17 protein-coding genes are annotated in these 18,861 nt (G+C 49.4%); 15 read left to right on the forward strand and 2 right to left on the reverse strand.

Translation table 11 applies throughout. The features are described from left to right. Positions 1–107: 107 nt before the first annotated feature. Entirely contained in the window at positions 108–1,244 is a 1,137-nt protein-coding gene (mqnC, locus tag AC50Y3_RS09060; protein ID WP_090981967.1) for a cyclic dehypoxanthinyl futalosine synthase, read from the forward strand. A 167-nt stretch (positions 1,245–1,411) separates the two neighbouring features. On the opposite strand, the gene AC50Y3_RS09065 is transcribed toward mqnC, so the two are convergent. Then, complete coding sequence (locus AC50Y3_RS09065; RefSeq protein ID WP_494818430.1) at positions 1,412–2,527, reverse strand: GGDEF domain-containing protein; 1,116 nt, start codon at positions 2,525–2,527, stop codon at positions 1,412–1,414. A 281-nt stretch (positions 2,528–2,808) separates the two neighbouring features. Between AC50Y3_RS09065 and AC50Y3_RS09070 the strand changes: the two genes are divergently transcribed. The 7 genes from AC50Y3_RS09070 (at position 2,809) to AC50Y3_RS09100 (ending at position 9,690) form a co-directional block, all read left to right on the forward strand. Next, complete coding sequence (locus AC50Y3_RS09070) at positions 2,809–3,807, forward strand: putative sporulation protein YtxC (RefSeq protein ID WP_494818431.1); 999 nt, start codon at positions 2,809–2,811, stop codon at positions 3,805–3,807. Between the two features lie 435 nt (positions 3,808–4,242). After that, on the forward strand, positions 4,243–6,180 hold the full coding sequence (gene thrS / locus AC50Y3_RS09075; protein WP_494818432.1) for a threonine--tRNA ligase: 1,938 nt from the start codon (positions 4,243–4,245) through the stop codon (positions 6,178–6,180). An 89-nt stretch (positions 6,181–6,269) separates the two neighbouring features. After that, a complete protein-coding gene (locus AC50Y3_RS09080) occupies positions 6,270–6,854 on the forward strand; it encodes a 3D domain-containing protein (RefSeq protein ID WP_494818433.1) in 585 nt (194 codons plus the stop codon). 113 nt (positions 6,855–6,967) lie between these two features. Further along, positions 6,968–7,486 (forward strand): RNA polymerase sigma factor, encoded by a 519-nt coding sequence (locus AC50Y3_RS09085; protein WP_494818434.1) that lies wholly within the window; start codon positions 6,968–6,970, stop codon positions 7,484–7,486. Positions 7,487–7,562: 76 nt separating this feature from the next. Next, positions 7,563–7,691 (forward strand): hypothetical protein, encoded by a 129-nt coding sequence (locus AC50Y3_RS09090; protein ID WP_494818435.1) that lies wholly within the window; start codon positions 7,563–7,565, stop codon positions 7,689–7,691. 129 nt (positions 7,692–7,820) lie between these two features. Then, a complete protein-coding gene (locus AC50Y3_RS09095; protein WP_494818436.1) occupies positions 7,821–9,209 on the forward strand; it encodes a methyl-accepting chemotaxis protein in 1,389 nt (462 codons plus the stop codon). Between the two features lie 100 nt (positions 9,210–9,309). Beyond that, positions 9,310–9,690 (forward strand): hypothetical protein, encoded by a 381-nt coding sequence (locus AC50Y3_RS09100; protein WP_494818437.1) that lies wholly within the window; start codon positions 9,310–9,312, stop codon positions 9,688–9,690. A gap of 102 nt (positions 9,691–9,792) precedes the next feature. Here AC50Y3_RS09100 and AC50Y3_RS09105 read toward each other — a convergent pair whose 3' ends face one another. Next, positions 9,793–11,088 carry an ammonium transporter gene (locus AC50Y3_RS09105; RefSeq protein WP_494818438.1) on the reverse strand — a complete coding sequence of 432 codons (1,296 nt, stop codon included), beginning with the start codon at positions 11,086–11,088 and terminating at the stop codon, positions 9,793–9,795. A 262-nt stretch (positions 11,089–11,350) separates the two neighbouring features. Here AC50Y3_RS09105 and liaF point away from each other — a divergent pair, with 262 nt between their 5' ends. From liaF to AC50Y3_RS09140, 7 genes are all read left to right on the forward strand, one after another. Next, the gene (gene liaF, locus AC50Y3_RS09110; RefSeq protein ID WP_494818439.1) at positions 11,351–12,463 is read left to right on the forward strand and encodes a cell wall-active antibiotics response protein LiaF; all 1,113 of its coding nucleotides are present in this window, start codon (positions 11,351–11,353) and stop codon (positions 12,461–12,463) included. A gap of 7 nt (positions 12,464–12,470) precedes the next feature. Beyond that, entirely contained in the window at positions 12,471–13,511 is a 1,041-nt protein-coding gene (locus tag AC50Y3_RS09115; protein ID WP_494818440.1) for a sensor histidine kinase, read from the forward strand. After that, positions 13,498–14,163, forward strand: coding sequence for a response regulator (locus AC50Y3_RS09120; RefSeq protein ID WP_494818441.1), 666 nt, complete (start codon positions 13,498–13,500; stop codon positions 14,161–14,163). Before AC50Y3_RS09115 ends, AC50Y3_RS09120 begins: the two co-directional genes overlap by 14 nt. 60 nt (positions 14,164–14,223) lie before the next feature. Next, a complete protein-coding gene (locus AC50Y3_RS09125; protein ID WP_494818442.1) occupies positions 14,224–14,637 on the forward strand; it encodes a YugN family protein in 414 nt (137 codons plus the stop codon). A gap of 219 nt (positions 14,638–14,856) precedes the next feature. Next, a complete protein-coding gene (locus AC50Y3_RS09130; RefSeq protein ID WP_494818443.1) occupies positions 14,857–16,464 on the forward strand; it encodes a S1C family serine protease in 1,608 nt (535 codons plus the stop codon). A gap of 169 nt (positions 16,465–16,633) precedes the next feature. After that, on the forward strand, positions 16,634–17,326 hold the full coding sequence (locus AC50Y3_RS09135; RefSeq protein ID WP_494818619.1) for a response regulator transcription factor: 693 nt from the start codon (positions 16,634–16,636) through the stop codon (positions 17,324–17,326). A 4-nt stretch (positions 17,327–17,330) separates the two neighbouring features. Then, complete coding sequence (locus AC50Y3_RS09140; RefSeq protein ID WP_494818444.1) at positions 17,331–18,812, forward strand: sensor histidine kinase; 1,482 nt, start codon at positions 17,331–17,333, stop codon at positions 18,810–18,812. Positions 18,813–18,861 lie beyond the last annotated feature (49 nt).

The raw sequence follows: 18,861 nt of genomic DNA on the forward strand, positions 1-18,861 counted from the left end.
TGGCTTTTTCGGCCGATGTCGGTGCATGACGCTGGTTGGCGTTTGTGGTAGTATTAATTGAAACGTAGCAAGTGACGGATATGTTGATAGAGAAGGAGGTCTCCATCGTGCAACAGGTAGATCGCATTTTAGATAAAGCACTGCAAGGAGAACGGATTGGACTTGAGGAGTGCGTGACACTTTTTGAATCCGATGAAATTGAGAAAATGGGCCACGTGGCCAATCAGATTATGCTGCGGCATCATCCTGATCCGGTAACGACTTTCGTTGTCGGACGGAACATCAATTACACGAATGTATGCGATGTGTACTGCCGTTTCTGCGCATTTTACCGCGCGCCCGGCTCGAAGGAAGGCTACGTGCTTCCGGATGAAGTCATTTTGCAGAAGATCAAGGAAACCATGGATGTCGGAGGAACCGAGATTCTGATGCAGGGCGGCGTAAATCCAGAGCTGCCATTCTCGTATTACTTGGACCTATTACGTAAGATCAAGCAGCATTATCCAGGCATAACGATGCACTCCTTCTCCCCGGCGGAGATTCATAAAATGGTGTTGCTTTCGGGCGGACAATCGCTTGAAGAGGTGCTTCGCGAGCTGAATCGTGCGGGACTGGATTCGCTTCCGGGCGGCGGCGGCGAAATTCTGGATGACCGGACAAGACGTAAGATCAGCCGGTTGAAGGGCTCTTGGACGGATTGGATGGACGTCATGAAGACGGCTCATCGCATCGGCATGAACACGACAGCTACGATGGTTATCGGGTTCGGCGAAGAGATGGAGGAGCGTGCGCTTCATTTGCTTCGTGTGCGTGACGCACAGGATGAGTGCATTGCGAACGGCTATAACTCCAAAGGTTTCCTAGCGTTCATTCCATGGACATTCCAGCCGGAGAACACGAATATGAAGCGGGAGAAAGCGACGCCGGAAGAGTACTTGAAAACATTGGCGATCAGCCGGATTACGCTCGACAATATCGATAATTTCCAATCTTCATGGGTGACTATGGGGCCGGAAGTGGGCAAGCTTTCATTGTCCTACGGCTGTAACGACTTCGGCAGCACAATGATTGAGGAGAATGTGGTTTCGGCCGCTGGAACGACGCATAAGGTTAATATCGATTCCATTCTTCGCTTGATTCGCGAAACAGGCAAGATCCCAGCGCAGCGCAACACGCGTTATGAGATTCTGAAGATGTACAACGAATCCGAAATGGCGCAGAACGACTTTATCATGCAAAACTAATAGACCGTCCATATAAAAAGCTTCCCTTCAGGAATAGCAGTTCCTGGTGGGAAGCTTTTGTTTGTTTAAAATATAAGCGCGGTATAAGTTTCACCTTATACCACGCTTATATTTTACCGGAATGAAACGCGCTTCTCCGCCGATAGGACGGCGACAGCCATTTCACCTTAGGCGAGCTGACTTTGCTGATACTGCTCCAAATTGGAAACAATACTACGGTTCTTGCCGCTTTTCTTGGCTTTATATAGCGCCGCATCAACACGATTGAAGAAATGCTCTTTCCCTTCACCGGAGATATATTCAGCGAATCCGGCGCTGATCGTGACGGGGCTCGCACCAAGCGTCTCGTGCGGGACTTGGGCGATTTCTTCACGAATTTGCTCGGTAATGATATAGGATTCGGTGCTGGTTTTGTCCGTATAGAGGATAGCGAATTCTTCTCCGCCATAGCGGGCGACGAAATCATTAGCGCAAGCTTTGCCGCGAATAAGCTCCGAGACGGATTTGAGCACCGCATCTCCGGCACGATGGCCGAAGGTATCATTGACGAGCTTGAAGTTATCGATATCGATGATCGCAAGCTGCAGTGGAAGTCCGTTTCGTTCATGCTGGTTGATCAGTCTATCCATATATTCGTGAAACGTAATGTGATTGTACAGGTCGGTTAAGGCGTCCGTCTTTGCCAGCTTGTCCATCCATACCGTCTTCACGAGGAGCTGTTGATTAGATTCGAAATAGGCTTTCAGATGATCAAGCAGCTCGCGGCCACGTCGCAGAATGCCCCATGCCACAAGCGTAAATACACTGAACATAACGGTAATGGTCGTAAGTCCTACTAACGAAATATCCGTGTGCATCAAGTCATTCGTCCAATACATGATGTAAAGCGATGTCAGCGTATTGGCTAACGCAAATAGAAGCTTAAGGGTCTGGAAATAAAATATCGATACCATGACAGGTAAGAAAAGCGCGATGAGCAAGTAATTGATGGAGTTGTGGACATAAACAATGATGAAGGCGAGCACGGCCGATGTGAGGATGAGTATATAGTCTTGATATTTACCTTTAAATAAACGAAGTCCTGTCTCGGCGAGGAGGAGAAGCCCGAACTGCAGCAGCGAGGGTCTTACCATATATTCCATAATGAATTGTTTCGTGGGTACTTCCGTAATGGTTAAATAGAGACATTCTAATCCAATCGTAATGAACAGAATGGCCCAGAAGCCATTAAGCAGCATGCGATTCCATCGGTATCTGTTGTAATTTATCGATTCATAATCCATGGTACTCACTCCGAGGATGCGGCTTCGTTTGGAACAAATATACCACGAATCCCCTTCCATTCCAATCCCCCACTAGCTGTGCCAATGCCTACATCGTATATATGCTTTTGCAGAACCATATACTGTTAAGGAAGCCCGAATTGACCTCTGGATGAAGTATGAAAAGGAATCGAAACGACCATCTCGTCCGTTCGTTTAACGCCCAATTTGCCGATTTACCGGCCACTATATCCAGCCGGCCTAGCTGGCTGTTATTCGCAAAAACTTTTAGGAGTGAGCCTATGGAACTGTTCACTGTTTCTTTGCTTTCGGCTTCCCGTGAAGCGATTGATCGACTGCACCATTGTTTGAGCGAGGAATTTGTCGATTTACATAGCGATAAGGATACCGCTGTTCCGTTCGTGAGCTTCACAAGGCCTGAGTATGAAACAATGGAAATTTCATGTCTTGTTGACCTTGCCGATTTCAAGCTCGCTACGGATGGACCGAAGATGTATCGAAGATCTGCGACCGCTTTTGCCCGCTACATTATGTCTGAGCTTGAGCCCATGCTGTTAAAGGCGATTATACGCAAGCAATTTCATTATGAAGTGGTCAAAGAGATCGAAGTGCTAGAGCGATATTGCCAAAATATTTTGTACGGTGCAGCTGTTCCTGCCGTCCAGGAAGACGACACCGATACAGCTATGCTGCGTTCTGACAGAGAACGCAGGATGGGGAAAGTGGCAGATGAGATCGAGCTGTTTCTGAGCAGCAACACCCGATTGCACCTCGATGGCTTCGTTACGTTTAGATTGGCCGCATACTGGCAAGAACTGAAGGAAGTCGTTGCTTATGCGGTGGATGAATATGTAATGGATAAGCAATACCAGGAATTTATATCGCTGCTCAAATATTTTGTCCGGATGCAGGAAGTGAAGCTTCCAATCGTGCATGTGCTGCACAAGGGCGGCAGTGATTTCGTCCTCTACGATCAAGAGTTTCAAATGCTGGAAACCGTACCGGCCGACCGCATCGTAGCGGAAATGCTGGAGTCGGAAATGAACATGGAGGACATGATCGTCAGTACGCTGATTACCGTGTCGCCGCAGCAAATCGTCATTCACACGCGGCAGCCGGAGCTGCCTGTCATGCGCACGCTGGAAACCATATTCGAGCATCGGGTGCGGCTCTGCTGCACTTGCGGGCATTGCAGCTACTTCTTCGATGAGCAGGGGCTTCCCATTGTGCAGTCGGCAGATGTCGTTTCGGAGAAACGCGTGCGCAATGTCATTCCGTGAAAATATACACCGCAATCTAGGCTTGACCTGTCAGTCGGTGTCAGATTATAATTATTCACATGTAAAAGCAATGACAAAGACATGTATCACCAGCAATGCTCGATTCAGAGAGAGGAACCTAGGCTGAAATTTCCTCGCGATGCAGCGGCGATATACCCCTTTGTAGCTGTCCAGTTGAACCTCGGCTTCTTGATGAAGCGTTGGTAGTAAGCTGTACCGGGCCGTTCCCGTTATAGGACGTCTACAAGGATTAGTAGCCTGTACGTTTAGCTGCTGATTGAACTAGGGTGGAACCACGGGTCTATTAGAGCACTCGTCCCTTTGCGGGATGCGTGCTTTTTTTGTTGGCTGCATGCCGCATAGATCGTTAAATTTAGGTATTGCGAGGGCATTGTCATGCAGCCGCAAGAACCACATCCAGGAGGAACGAAGGGTATGTCGATTCAAGTAAAGCTGCCGGACGGCGCAGTCCGGGAATACGAGCAAGGTACTACAATTGAAGAAGTAGCGGGTTCCATCAGCAATGGTCTGCGGAAGAACGCGATTGCCGGTAAAGTAGACGGTAAAGTGGTAGATGTCTATACGCCGCTTGAAGGCAATGTTGCCCTCGAAATCGTAACCGTTGAATCTGCTGACGGTCTTGAAGTGTATCGTCACAGTACGGCACATCTAATGGCACAAGCCATTAAGCGTCTGTTCGGCAAGAATGATGTAAAGCTTGGCATCGGGCCCGTTATCGAAGACGGCTTCTATTATGACATCGATATGGAGCAGTCCCTTACACCTGAGGATCTGGTCAAAATCGAGAAGGAAATGGAACGTATCGTACAGGAGGATCTGCCGATTCGCCGCCACGTTGTAAGCCGCGAAGAAGCGATCGCCATCTTTACGGAAATCGCTGATCCGCTGAAATTAGAGCTTATTCGCGATCTGCCGGCAGATTCGCAAATTACAATATATGATCAAGGCGAATTCTTTGATCTATGCCGCGGGCCGCACTTGCCATCGACCGGCAAGATAAAAGCGTTCAAGCTGCTTAGCGTTGCCGGCGCTTACTGGCGCGGTGATTCCAAGAACAAAATGCTGCAACGGATTTATGGCACAGCATTCCCTAAGAAAGCACAGCTCGATGAGCATCTTCATTTCCTGGAGGAAGCGAAGAAACGCGATCACCGTAAACTCGGCCGTGAGCTGAAGATGTTTACATTCTCCCGTGAAGTCGGACAAGGACTTCCGCTATGGCTGCCTAACGGCGCGCGTCTTCGCCGTACAATGGAGCGTTATATCGTAGATTTGGAAGAAAGCCTAGGCTACCAGCATGTCTACACACCTGTTCTTGCAAACGTTGAATTGTACAAAACTAGCGGACACTGGGAGCACTACAGCGAGGATATGTTCCCGAAAATGATCATGGACAACGAGGAACTCGTTCTTCGTCCAATGAACTGCCCGCATCATATGATGGTCTTCAAAAGCGATATGCGTTCGTATCGCGACCTTCCGGTTCGGATTGCGGAGCTCGGCACGATGCACCGCTACGAAATGTCCGGCGCACTGACAGGCTTGCATCGCGTACGTGCAATGACGCTGAATGATGCTCATATTTTCTGCCGACCGGATCAAATCAAAGAAGAATTCGCGCGCGTTATTACGCTAATTCGTCAAGTGTATGAGGATTTCGGCATCAAGGATTACCGTTTCCGTCTGTCCTACCGTGATCCGCAGGATAAAGAGAAGTACTTCCAAAACGACGAAATGTGGGAAATGTCGCAGCGCATGCTCCGCGAGGTTGTGGAAGAGCTTGGCCTGCCATTCTTCGAGGCTGAAGGCGAAGCGGCGTTCTATGGACCGAAGCTCGACGTTCAAATCAAGACAGCGCTGGGCAAAGAAGAAACACTTTCGACTGCGCAGCTGGACTTCCTGCTTCCTGAACGTTTCGAACTAGAGTACGTTGGCGATGACGGCAAGAAACATCGTCCGGTCGTTATCCACCGCGGTATTATCAGCACAATGGAGCGTATGACAGCATTCTTGCTGGAGAACTTCGCTGGTGCGCTGCCGCTGTGGCTGTCACCTGTACAAGCCAAAATCATCCCGGTTTCGGTTGCCTACGAAGCATATGCGCGTGAGCTTGAAGCGAAGCTCCAGCTAGCGGGAATTCGGGTTGAATCCGATCTTCGCAATGAGAAGCTCGGCTATAAGATCCGTGAAGCACAGCTGGAGAAAGCGCCGTACATGCTCGTTGTTGGCGAGAATGAAGCGAGCTCCGAATCTGTCTCCGTGCGTAAACGCGGCGAAGGCGATCTGGGATCGATGCCGGTATCGGAGCTAATTGCAAAGTTAAAAACGGAAGTTGCCGAGAAACAAATCTAATCATTCCCTGCGCTGGAACATGATTCCTGCTGCCGCATAAAGCTTGTCGCACTTGGGTATCCTTCGAACTAAGGAGGATAACAACCCAGATGATGACAAGCTTTTTGTCGTTTCAACGTGTTCTAAGTATTAGTACAGCAGCAATGATGATGATCATCGGTCTGTTATTTGCAGACTGTACGGCAGCATGCAGTGTGGGGGCTGAGATTGAACGGCAAATCACGCAGAGGCCTGTAAGCAAGCAGCCGCAACCGGCAACGAAGTCATTCAAGCCCATTCAAGTCGTAGCGACAGGCTACACCGCAGGTGTCGAATCCACAGGTAAGCGGCCGGGACATCCGCAATACGGCATAACGTATTCAGGCGTTCGTGTGCGAAGAGGTTTTGTTTCGACAATCGCCGCAGATCCCAAAGTATTTCCGATCGGAACCCTTCTGTACGTACCCGGTTACGGGTATGGGATTGTAGCCGATACCGGCTCTGCGATTAAAGGGAAGAAGATCGATCTGTATTTTGAAACAAGGAAGCAGGTATTCAAGCAGTGGGGGAAACGTAAGGTTACAGTTCGAGTGCTGAGGCGAGGCAATGGCAAGCTGACGGAAGCTTGGCTTAATGAGCTGAATGAAGCTGTCACAGCGGAGAAGACGATCCCAAGAGAGCTGCTTGAGTCCTAATCGACATAGAGAGAATGTTTGGCGATTCGCCGAATATTCTCTTTTTTTTGCGGAATAGGTATGTTAGAATACACGTTGAAAGCGCTACCACCGATAAATGAGGGCGGATATCCATGAACAATGAACCATCCCTTACAGAGCTGAATGTAATATCCCAATTAGAGGCTTATGAGGACAAGCTGCTAGAGCTCTATAAGGAGATGATTCGAGTAGCCTATGCGAAGGTGCATAATAAGTCGGATGCCCAGGATGCGGTTCAGGAAGCTTGGGTGCGCATGCTCACGAAGCAAGGCACACTAAGGGAGCGAAGCAAGCTTTACTCATGGGCGAGAGTGATTACGGCCAATATTGCCTTGAACTTGAATAAGAAAGCGTCACGGATTCGCCCCTCAAGCGAATTAGAGTCCTTCAATAGGTCACAAGAAGCCGGTTATAGAGACGAAGCGGCGGTCATGCTTGAGATCAACGAGCTGCTCGATTTGCTGGATCCGGCATCTCGTGCCATGCTGCTTTACAAATTTTATTACGGCTTTAAGGATGCGGAAATCGCAGCAGTGATGCAGGTTCCGGTCGGGACAATTAAAGCCCGGATCCACCGGACGAAGCGGTATTTGCGTGATAAAATGATTTAACAATTATTCAATTCCAGCTTACATAAACTGTTCCCGGCCTTGCCATACTATTGGTTGTACGGGGAGGTGAGCAGGAATGGCGAAAAATAAAAACAACAAATTTAATGCAGCCCAAAGTAAATACAACGCAGAATTTGCGTCAGAAAACGCAGCAAACACAGCTAATGCAACAACGAAGGCCGCATCCCAGAAAGCAGAAAAATAAACATAGCTTCCTAATTTGCGAAGCAGTTGGTTAAGAGGGACCCATTAGGGTCCCTCTTTTCATTTATGAGACTGTGAACTATACTATTAGTTAATTCTGACCAATTGTCGAAAAAAGGGGGATATTATCATGCCGCTATTGCAGCGTTTCCGAACGCAAGGCACGCCGAATAAGCAAGAAGAAGCAGAACAGAATGTTGTGCTCGCGCAGTTGATTAATGAGTCGTTAGTTATTTCGGATCAATTGACCGCTGCGGTAGAGGAAGTTAATCAGTCCATTGGCCAACTTACGGACATTGCCGATCAATCTGCTGTCACCGAGGGAGAGCTGCGATTATGCAGTGAACGCGCGATGGACCGCATTGGCGAGACATTCTCGACGCTGCAGGAAGTAGCCGCATCCGCTGAACAAATCAGCGACACGGCGCAGCTGCTCGACACGGAAAGTAAAGAAACGAAAGAAGTTGTGCTTGAGGTTTGCCGTTCGCTGACGAACACGGATAAAGTGATGAATGATCTGCAGCAGCATAACGGAACGATGGACCGCCATATCCGCGAGCTGATTGAACAGACTTCACGGATCAATGAGATCAACAGCTTCATCCAAGAGATTGTATCGCAAACATCGCTGCTGGCATTGAATGCTTCGATTGAGGCTGCGCACGCCGGCGAATTTGGCCGAGGCTTCTCCATTGTTGCCCAGCAAATAAAGAAGCTGGCAGAGCAGAGTCATGAGGCGGTTAGACGCTCCAGCGGATTGGTCGAAGAGATCGAGAACGGGGTTAAGCAGGTAGTGGCTTCCGTTGATTTGGAGAAAACAGCAGTAGAGCAAGGCATCCGGGAGATGGCACAAACAAAGAACCGCATGGATTTGATTTTTACACGTATTCATGAAGTAGACCGTTTGGTCAGTAAGAGCAGCACGGCAAGCAAGCAGCAGACGCAGAGCATGAATGCCACGACAGGCATGCTGAAGGATGTTGTCGATGCGGTGAACCAGACACTTGGAAGCGTAGACGAGACACTTGAGCTTACACATAAACAGCGCAGACAAATTAAGAAGCTGGACCGGATCAGCACTAATTTACATAAGTCATCCTCAGAGCTAACCAAAGCCATCGGGCAGGTTGGCATCAAACACGAAGTGAAAGAAAGCGAAATTAACGTAAGCGGGACGCTAGAGAAGCTGAGCAAGCTGGCGGCAGATGCGAGACTGTTCACGCTTGACGAATCCGCGCATCAAGAGCAGCTCTCGCGATTGCTGCAACAATTGCCGGAGATCGAGGCGATTTGGTCGAACCGGGATGATGGCTCGTTTATTTTCTCGCAGCCGGAAGCGGGATTGCTGAATGCCAAAGGCCGTGAGTGGTGGAAGCGGGCTATGGAAGGGAAGGCATTTACTTCACCGGTGTACATCTCCGCGATAACGAAGAAACCTTGCTTGACCATCTCGGTTCCGATTCGTTCAGGCGAAGGTCGATTGATTGGTGTCGTAGGAGCTGACATACGCGTCAAATAATTGCCATTTATTTTGATGAAAAAGGTGTTTCCAAACGGGAAATGATCGTGTAAGATAAGTAGTGTAATGAATGATAACATGCGAAGGCAGGGGAGTTGTCATGACAGAACCAATTACTTACACGCCACCTTCTCGTTTGAGGCATCGTAAAGCAGCTGAAGTTATTCCTTTCCTCAACACATATATAGCTAAGAGAGAGCAAGAGATAGCGGAAATTGTACAGATGGTCGAACGCTATGAGAAGCGTCGTTTACACGAAGAACGCTCCTATCAATCAATGTCGACACTTCGCCGGATGCTTACGGGTAAGAAGCCGGACCATCATCTTGCCGTGGAATATATTCACTACGTGAAACGCCCTATGGAGAAAGTACGTACACTTCGCCTTGAAGTGGAGCAAGCACGTGCGATTCTACATAATAACAATAATGCTTCTGATATCATTGAAGTCTCCAGTGAGATGGATGAAGAGATGAATTAACGGTTAACCGTCCTAGTGTGGGCGGTTTTTTTGTGTCTATTATGAAGACGCCGCCTTCTCAGGAGTATGATCTCCAAGAAGGCGGCGTCTTTGCGGTTTCTGTTATTTGCGTGACTTTAACTGCTCCAGATCGAGGAAATCATGGTCTTGGTTATACGCCGGTACTCCGTGGATGCCGACATCGAGTCCGATAAGCTCTTCGTCCTTCGAGACGCGAACCGGCATGAAACGCTTAATGAGAAGTAGAACGCCCCATGTCAGTGAGAATCCCCATACGCTGACAATGACGAGGCCGAGTGCTTGTACACCAAGTAAATTCCAGCCTCCTCCATAGAACAGGCCATAATACTCTTGTCCGATTCCTTTCGTCATCTCCGGCAGGGCGAACAGGCCGACTGCCAGTGTGCCGAGGCTGCCGCTGACGCCGTGTACGGCGAATGCGCCAACGGGATCGTCGACGCCTTTGCTCTCGAGAAACTCGGTTGCAAGGACCATCGCAATACCGCAGACTGAACCGATCAAGATGGCTGCGCCGTCGGAAACGAACGAACAACCTGCCGTTATTCCGACCAGACCGGCCAACGAACCGTTAATAACCATCGGGGGATCGGCTTTCTTATAACGCATCATCGTAAAGAGGATGCATATTGCTCCGCCTGCTGCTGCAGAAAGCATCGTTGTAACCGCGATATGACCGATTGAGCCGTTCGTAGCGCTGAGTGTACTGCCGGAGTTGAAGCCGAACCAACCAAACCAAAGGATGAATGCGCCAACCGATGCGAGTGGCAGGTTGGAAGGAGGAACGATGTTGCTTTTGCCTTCGGGTGTGAATTTGCCGATTCGGGGTCCGATGAAGATCGCTGCAGCGAGTGCTGCGAAACCGCCTAATGCGTGGATAACTGCGGAGCCGGCGAAGTCGATCATGCCAAGCTTGCCAAGCCAGCCGCCTACCGCCCAAACCCAGTGTCCGGCAACCGGATAGATTAAACCGGTCATCGCGATGGCGTACAATATATAAGCTCTAAAGTGAATGCGTTCCGCAACCGCTCCCGAAACAATGGAGATAACGGCGATAACGAAAGCGCATTGAAACAGCCAGTAAGTCTCATGGGAGATATTAAGCGAAATATGAGACAGGTCTCCATTAAGCAAGAAGCCGGTTGTTCCAATTAAACCGCCTGCGTCTTTCCCGTACATCAGGCCGAATCCGATCATGTAAAAGACCAGTGCGCCGAAGGCAATGTCCACGAATACCTTCATAATAATGCTGACTGCATTTTTCTGCCTCACAAAGCCTGCTTCGAGAAGTGCAAAGCCGCCTTCCATGAGTAGAATCATTGCAGCCGTCAGCACGACCCAAATCGTATCCAACCCGGTGGACAGGGTGGCTAAATCCATGCTCTCATCTCCTCTAGTATGTCATGTTAGGTTTTGTCTCTCAATCCAATCCGAACCCCATTATATAAGTGCTGTGTTAACGATGTCAACGAGTGAAGTGACAAGACCTCACATCAACTTGTTCAATTGGAAAAAGGCGTTCGGCCGCTCCGCCTCCAGACGTAGAAAGGGGTCAACCGAGAGACCCTTTTATGTCACTTGCGGCACCTGTTATACTTGGAGTACAAACCTTTGCAGATGCGATTGGGAGCTGGTGGCGGCAATGAACGGGAATTTTATTAGTCGGTTTATGTGGGGCCTCTTCATTATAGTGATGGGCGTAGGCTTAATGTTAAGACAAAGCGGCGTAGTCGATTTCGATATCGCAATGGTGGTTTCCACTTATTGGCCATTGATGCTGTTGTTCCTTGGTATCCAAGGTATGATGCAGCGAGCTGTTTACGGGACTGGATCGTTCTTCGGTTCATCCATTATGCTCATTGTCGGCTTTGTGTTTCTGGGGCGTAATTTAGATTGGTTCGCCTGGTCGGTCGGCGATGTGATGCAATTCGTAGGTCCGTTGATTCTTATAATATTCGGTCTGCGAATGATTCTTAAACCGAAAACGAAGAAGAAAGAAGAGATTCCGAGCGATGATTGGAAAGCCTACAACTACAGTCAAATTAATGTAGACATTCCTCCGGCTCCGCCGCTCCATCCGGATCCGACGAAGCCGTCTTCTGATGTGCCTACTCCGAGCGATAGCAGTGAGCCGCCTTCTGAGATGAAGGTTCAAATCAACGTGGAGGGCAAGCAAGTCATACCGCCTGTTCGGCCTAACGATGAGTATTCGAATCTGCAGCAGAAGAAGCACAAGTGGGAAGAGCAAGCAGCCAGAACGAGAGAGCACTTCGAGAAGCATGCACAACAGGTCAAGGATCATCGAGAGCGGCATTTACGAAATGCCAGGAACCATCACCGCAATGGTCGCGTAGAGTGGTGGAATCATGATCCTAACGTACAGACACGATCGGGTTTTATCGGCGATATCTATTTGGGCCAAGATTATTGGGAGCTCAAGCCGATGAATATCTCCCATTTTATCGGTGACACTGTGCTGGATCTGACGAAGGCGCAAATATTGCCGGGTGAAACGACAATCAATATCTCTTCCTTTATAGGCGATGTAAAAGTATATCTGCCGGACGATTACGAAATCGGCGTGCACGTCGTTTCCAGTGCTTTTATCGGCGATGTCGCGGTGCTCGAACATAAAGAGGGCGGAATTTTTAAGAATATGGATATTGAAACGCCGTATTTTCAAGAGAATGATAAAAAAATCAGGCTCCACGTCAGTACGTTTATCGGTGATGTGCGCGTTACAAAGGTAGGTTGATGCGCGCATGATGGTCCGATTGTTTCGTAACAGTAAGTGGGATATGATTTTGCTTTTCCTGGCTTCATCGACGATATCGGTCTTTCTCTGGCAGTTTGGCACCGAATTGACGGCTAAAGGGTACAGCAGGGCGCTGTGGATCGGCGTTGCTGTGCTCTTCTTATTGATCAGTGCCGTCTTCGGTTATTGGGCAGCGCAGCGGATTCAGCGTCAAATGGATCTGCTCGTGCTTGGGCTAAAGCAGGCAGCGCATGGAAACTACAGCTCAAGGCTGCCGGAAGAAGGCTCGTTTACACCCGCGTTTCGCGAGTTCAACGATATGATGGAGTCGCTCGATGAGCGAATGCACTGGATTCAGCGCTCCGGAGAAGAACAGGTCATGAGAGAAACAGCTTCCAATGAAGCGGCGGTACTGGAAGAGCGCAGACGGCTTGCGCGTGACCTCCATGATACGGTTTCGCAGCAGCTGTTTGCTATACATATGTCGGCATCCTCGCTTCCGAAGCTGCTGGAGCTGAACCCGAGCCGGGCCAGTGATGTCATGGAGCAGTTGATCTCCATGTCGTCGATGGCGCAGAAGCAAATGCGCGGGTTTATTGCACAGCTTAGACCGATGGAGCTTGAGGGCAGGTCTCTTCAAGAAGCGCTCGACAAATGGTTCCCGGACTACTGCCGCCAGAATGGGCTGCAAGGTGTGCTCGAATGGCGGGTGCGGGAGAAGCTTTCTGAAGCGAAGGAACACCAATTGTTCCTCATTGTCCAAGAAGCGATGGCGAATATCGTGAAGCATGCGGGTGCTCAAACAGCATTGTTAACGGTGGCAGAGACGGAGCGGCAAATCGTAATGACGCTGCAGGATGACGGTGCCGGTTTCCGTGCGGATCAAGTGAAGCGGGGTTCCTACGGGTTGTCTACCATGAGGGAGCGGGCCAACAAGCTCGGCGGGGATGCCTCCATTATTAGTAAGCCGGGAAGCGGAACGAGAGTCAGAGTCACATTACCCAATTATTTGAATAAGGGAGAGAACCTTAGCGATGAGCTCAAATAACAGCTGGAAAATAATGATTGTCGACGATCATGATATGGTTCGAGCGGGATTGCGTACGTACTTGATGCTGGACCCGAAATTTGAGGTCATCGCAGAAGCGGCTAACGGTAAAGAAGCGCTGGATATGCTTAAGGCTGGCATCCCGGATGGACCGCCGCAGCTCGTCCTTATGGATCTCATGATGCCGGTGATGGATGGCGTCGAAGCAACTCGCCATATCATGAAGGAATTTCCTGACCTGAAGATCGTCATGCTGACCAGCTTCCTTGAGGATGAGAAGGTTGTAGCGGCAGTTGAAGCCGGCGCGGTAAGTTATGTGCTAAAGACTGTTTCGGCAGAGGAACTCATCTATGCGCTCAATGGAGCGGCTAAAGGAATGCCGGTCATGACGCACGATGTCTCGCAGGCGCTTACGAGAGGACTGCGTCAGCGGAGCACGCAAGGGGCCGATGAAGGGCTGACGGACCGGGAGAAGGAAGTGCTTCTGCTCATCGCTGAAGGGATGTCCAACAAGGAAATTGCGGAAGAGCTTCATATCAGCATCAAGACGGTCAAAACGCATGTCAGCAACCTGCTGATGAAATGCGAGCTGGAAGACAGAACGCAGCTTGCTGTATACGCGCATCGTAAAGGTTGGGTAAAGACGGGATAACAGGCATTCACTCCGGGCAAGCTAACGGTAAACATTAGGCCAGGAGGAGAATATAGAGCGATGATCCCCCTTGAATTCAAGCTGGAATCAAGTGAGAAGGAATTTACGGAAGTCCGAAGCATGCTGGAGGAGCACGAGTTCTCGCTTGGCGGGAATTGGGATTATCAGCATGGCTATTTTGACCGCTACTTGGATGAAGCGCATAAAGTGTGGCTTCGAATGCCTTTTGATGTGATAAACGGCAATATCGACAGTGATACGCAGGACCTCGATGCCAAAATCAGAATGGGGCAGCCATTCGTACTTAAGCATTTGTACAATGAAGGACTGGATAAGCACGCTCAGCCGCGGGCGCTCGGCAGTTTAATTGATCAGTTTCAGGAACCGATTGATCCGGATGCTGAAGTCGAGTCCAAATGGGTGACGAAAGCGAAAGAAGTGCTGGGCGAAGTAGAACAACGATTGCTGCAATGAGAGAATCGCAGATTGCATCATAACCGGGTGAGGCTGATTATTCAGCCAAGCCCGGTTTTTTTATGTTACATTATAACAATTTTAAGTTTGATTTAAGGTAGATTGTGCATGATAGAACTATGAAAGATGAATGATTCGCGAAGACAATCACAAGCAAGAACATAAAGCACTTATTGAAAACTTAACAAACATGGGAAAACATTTGAGGAGGAATAAACAATGGACGATCAAAACAAAAAAAATAACGGTTATGACGATTTCTTCGACAACGAAAACAACAATAACCCTAACGAGGATATTCGCGATAAAGAACAGTCTTATAACGCTAACGAAGGTAAGCCGCATGAAGAAGCCGACAAGAGCTCGTACTACTATTCATACGGACCGTTCAAATCCGGTGCAGCTGATGCTGAACCACAGCGGCCGATAAGCGGCGACGCAGCTGCCGGCGGAAGCTCTGATGGATTGCATAACTCAGTTGAAGTTACGCCGCCTACACAGCTTCGTGCATTCGCGCCTTCGCAATCCGCGGCACGCAGCGGGTGGCAAGTGAAAGAAGCCAAACGCAGTTCATTTAAAGCGATGTTTGCATCCTTCCTAGCCGGCGTAGTCGTTGTTGGTTCACTGATGTTCGTGTCAGACAAACAGAATTGGTTCACGACAGATCATGCATTAACGCAAACTTCAGAGCAAGCTAGCCCTGCTGTTGGTAAAGCGGGCGATGACGGCAAAGTGTCCGCAGCGGCTGATGTGGTAAGACCAAACAATATTGCGCAGCTGTTCGAGAAAGCAAGTCCGGCTGTGGTCAAAATCGAAACCTTCACGAAACAACGCGCAGGCGGTACGCAAGGCAATTCTATGGATGATTTCTTCAGCCAATTCTTCGGTGACCAAGGCGGTCAAGGCGGCCAAGGACAGGATGATGGTTCCGGTCAAGGCAACACGGATCAAGGCAGCGGCGAATTAACGCCGGAAGGAATCGGCACAGGGTTCTTCTTTGACTCCACGGGCTACATCTTAACGAATCAGCACGTAATCGGCGATGCGGATGAAATTCAAGTAACTGTGCAAGGTCACAACAAACCGCTTGTTGCGAAGAAGCTTGGCTCTGATTACAACTTGGATCTAGCGGTATTGAAAGTAGAAGGTACAGACTTCCCGACACTGCCAATTGGCAGCTCCGACAAGATCAACATCGGGGACTGGGTTGTCGCAATCGGAAACCCGTACGGCTTTGACCATACAGTAACGGTCGGTGTACTAAGCTCCAAGGAACGTCCGATCAGCATTCCGGACTCCCAAGGCACACGTCAATACGAGCATTTGTTGCAAACGGACGCTTCCATTAACCCAGGGAACTCGGGCGGTCCATTGCTCAACCTGCAAGGTGAAGTCATCGGTATTAATACGGCAGTAAGCTCGCAGGCACAAGGTATCGGCTTCGCCATTCCAACGAGCACGATTCAAGAAGTGCTTGAGAACCTGAAAGCCAATAAAGAAATTCCGAAGAAACCGGTACCGTTCATCGGCGCGAACTTGGCTGAGATTACGGATGAAATCGCCAAAGAGCTTGGTCTATCGAACAAAGAAGGATCGATCGTATCGAGCGTCCTGTACAAATCGCCTGCTTATATGGCGGATCTGAGACAATATGACGTCATTACAGGCTTGGACGGCACGAAATACAGCAACCGTGAAGATTTAATCGCTCAAATCCAGAAGAAAGCAGTCGGAGACACGGCTACGCTCAACATTATTCGTAATGGCGAGAAGATGGATCTGAAAGTAACGGTAGGCAACAAGAATGAGTTTGCAAGCCAGCAATAAGCTACAGCAATAGAACAGTTTTACCCGGGCGCAAACAGTCGTTAAGACTGTCTGCGCTTCTTTTATGGAAGAATGCGGACAAGCTGTTTCGTGGGAAACGCATGTTGCGCTATAATATGTAGGCAGCTTTTGGAAGAAAAAACTAGTTGTTTGATGATGGGGGATTATGATGAGAGCGCATATATTAGTAGTGGACGACGATGATAAAATAACTTCTCTGCTTCGCCGAAGCCTGGCGTTTGAGGGCTACGAGGTCGCGACGGCGAATAACGGACATGAGGGCTTGAAGCAAATGCTCGTAAGCGATCCGGATTTGCTCATTCTGGACGTCATGATGCCGCAGGTGGATGGCTGGGAAGTATGCCGCCGTGTTCGTGAAGGCGGAAGCTCTGTGCCGATTCTGATGCTGACAGCTAAGGACGATATTACAGATCGCGTGCGCGGATTAGATCTTGGCGCGGATGATTATTTGGTTAAGCCGTTTGCGCTTGAGGAATTGCTTGCTCGCGTGCGTGCGCTGCTCAGACGTAAATCCGACAAGCTCGAGGAGAACTCGAGCAGCTTGCAGTTTGAAGACTTGACGCTGGATTTGGATTCACGCGAAGCGATCCGTGCCGGACGCAGAATTGATCTCACGGCGAAGGAATTCGATCTGCTTCAGCTGTTGATGCAGAATCCGCGGCGAGTGCTGACGCGCGACGCGATTATGGACAAAATATGGGGCTTTGACTACAGCGGCGAATCGAATGTGCTGGAGGTTTATATTGCCATGCTGCGCCAGAAGACGGAAGACGGCAAGAGCCCGCGCTTGATTCAGACGGTTCGAGGCACCGGGTACGTGCTTAGAGGCGAAGGAGGCTGATTCCATGTCGATTCGCTTAAGGCTCACGTTATGGTACTCGGTGATTTTGGCCGTTACGCTAATTGCATTTGGGGTCGCGATCTTTTTCTTCGTCAACTACAATACGTACAAGGAAATGAAAGCCAAGATCGAACAGCAGGTCAATGCGATCAATATTACGTCCACACTGGATATGTTCGGTAATTATCAAACGCCTAATTTCGTTATCGGGGATGACGAGATGTTTATCCAAGTTGATAATTATAAGAATGGAGTCGTGAAGACGACATCGAACCTGCGCAGGATCGATCAGCTTCTGCCGAAGCCGGACGTAAAGGAAATCAACGAAAGCTACGAAGGGTTTGAACATGTAAAGGCAGGTCCTTATCCGTTTCTTGTATACCGACATATTTTGAAGCAAAATAATGAAATATTTGGATTGCTGCAGGTTGCGGCTTATTCGGGCAGGGAAGATAAGTTTCTGACCGAGCTGAAGACGACATTGATCTCCTCTCTTATTATCGTTGTACTCATCGCTTTTACGATTGGGTTCTTTCTTGCGCGTCAGGCGCTCCGTCCCATTGAGAATGTCATTCGTGCGAGCGATCGCATTCAGAATGGCTCTGATCTGAGCGTGCGCATTCCAAGAGAGGGACCGAACGATGAGCTTGGACGGCTGGTCGATACGTTAAACGGCATGCTGGGCCGCATCGAAACGACCTACAACGGGTTGAATGAAGCCTACAAAGCGCAAAGACGATTCGTATCGGATGCTTCCCATGAGCTTCGCACGCCGCTTACGACGATTCGCGGGAATATCGAGCTGCTCGAGCGGATGTGGCTGCCGACGTTGACGCAGGGAACCGATGCAGACGGTCAAGACATGCCGCAATTAAGCGAACAAGAACGCAGTCGGATGATGCTGACGCGCGAATCGATGCTGGATATTGCAGGCGAAGCCAAACGGATGTCCAGTTTAGTGAATGATCTGTTGTCCCTTGCGCGTGCGGATGCGGGCTACACAATGGAGAAGTCCGTTCAGCCGCTGCTTCCGTTAGTCGAGGATGTAGCGCGCAAGGCGCAGCTTCTGCCAAGAAAAGCAGAATGGAAAATTGGGAACCTAGACGCCATTTCGAACGTAGAAGTATATGCGCATGCCGATTTTCTTCGTCAGCTGTTTTTTATCTTCGTCGAGAATGCATTTAAGTACACGCCGAGCGGAGATGTTGAGCTGCGTGCGATCGTATCGGGCGATCAAGCCGGCATTATCATCAAGGATACGGGCATTGGCATGGACCATGACCAAGTTCCACACATCTTCGAGCGCTTCTATCGTGCAGATGAATCGCGCGGTGAAACGAGCGGAACCGGCCTTGGATTGTCGATTGCCAAGTGGATTATTGATGAGCATGGCGGTTCGGTCGAAGTTTCGACACGTGAAGGTGCAGGAACGACATTTATCGTATGGCTTCCAATTGCTTTCCACGAGAAGTCGAATGAAGTATAATAAATAGAACTGGGTTTTAATAAAGCCCGTCCGTTGAACACTGGTTTAG

The sequence above is a fragment of the Paenibacillus sp. J22R98 genome, from assembly GCF_059383835.1.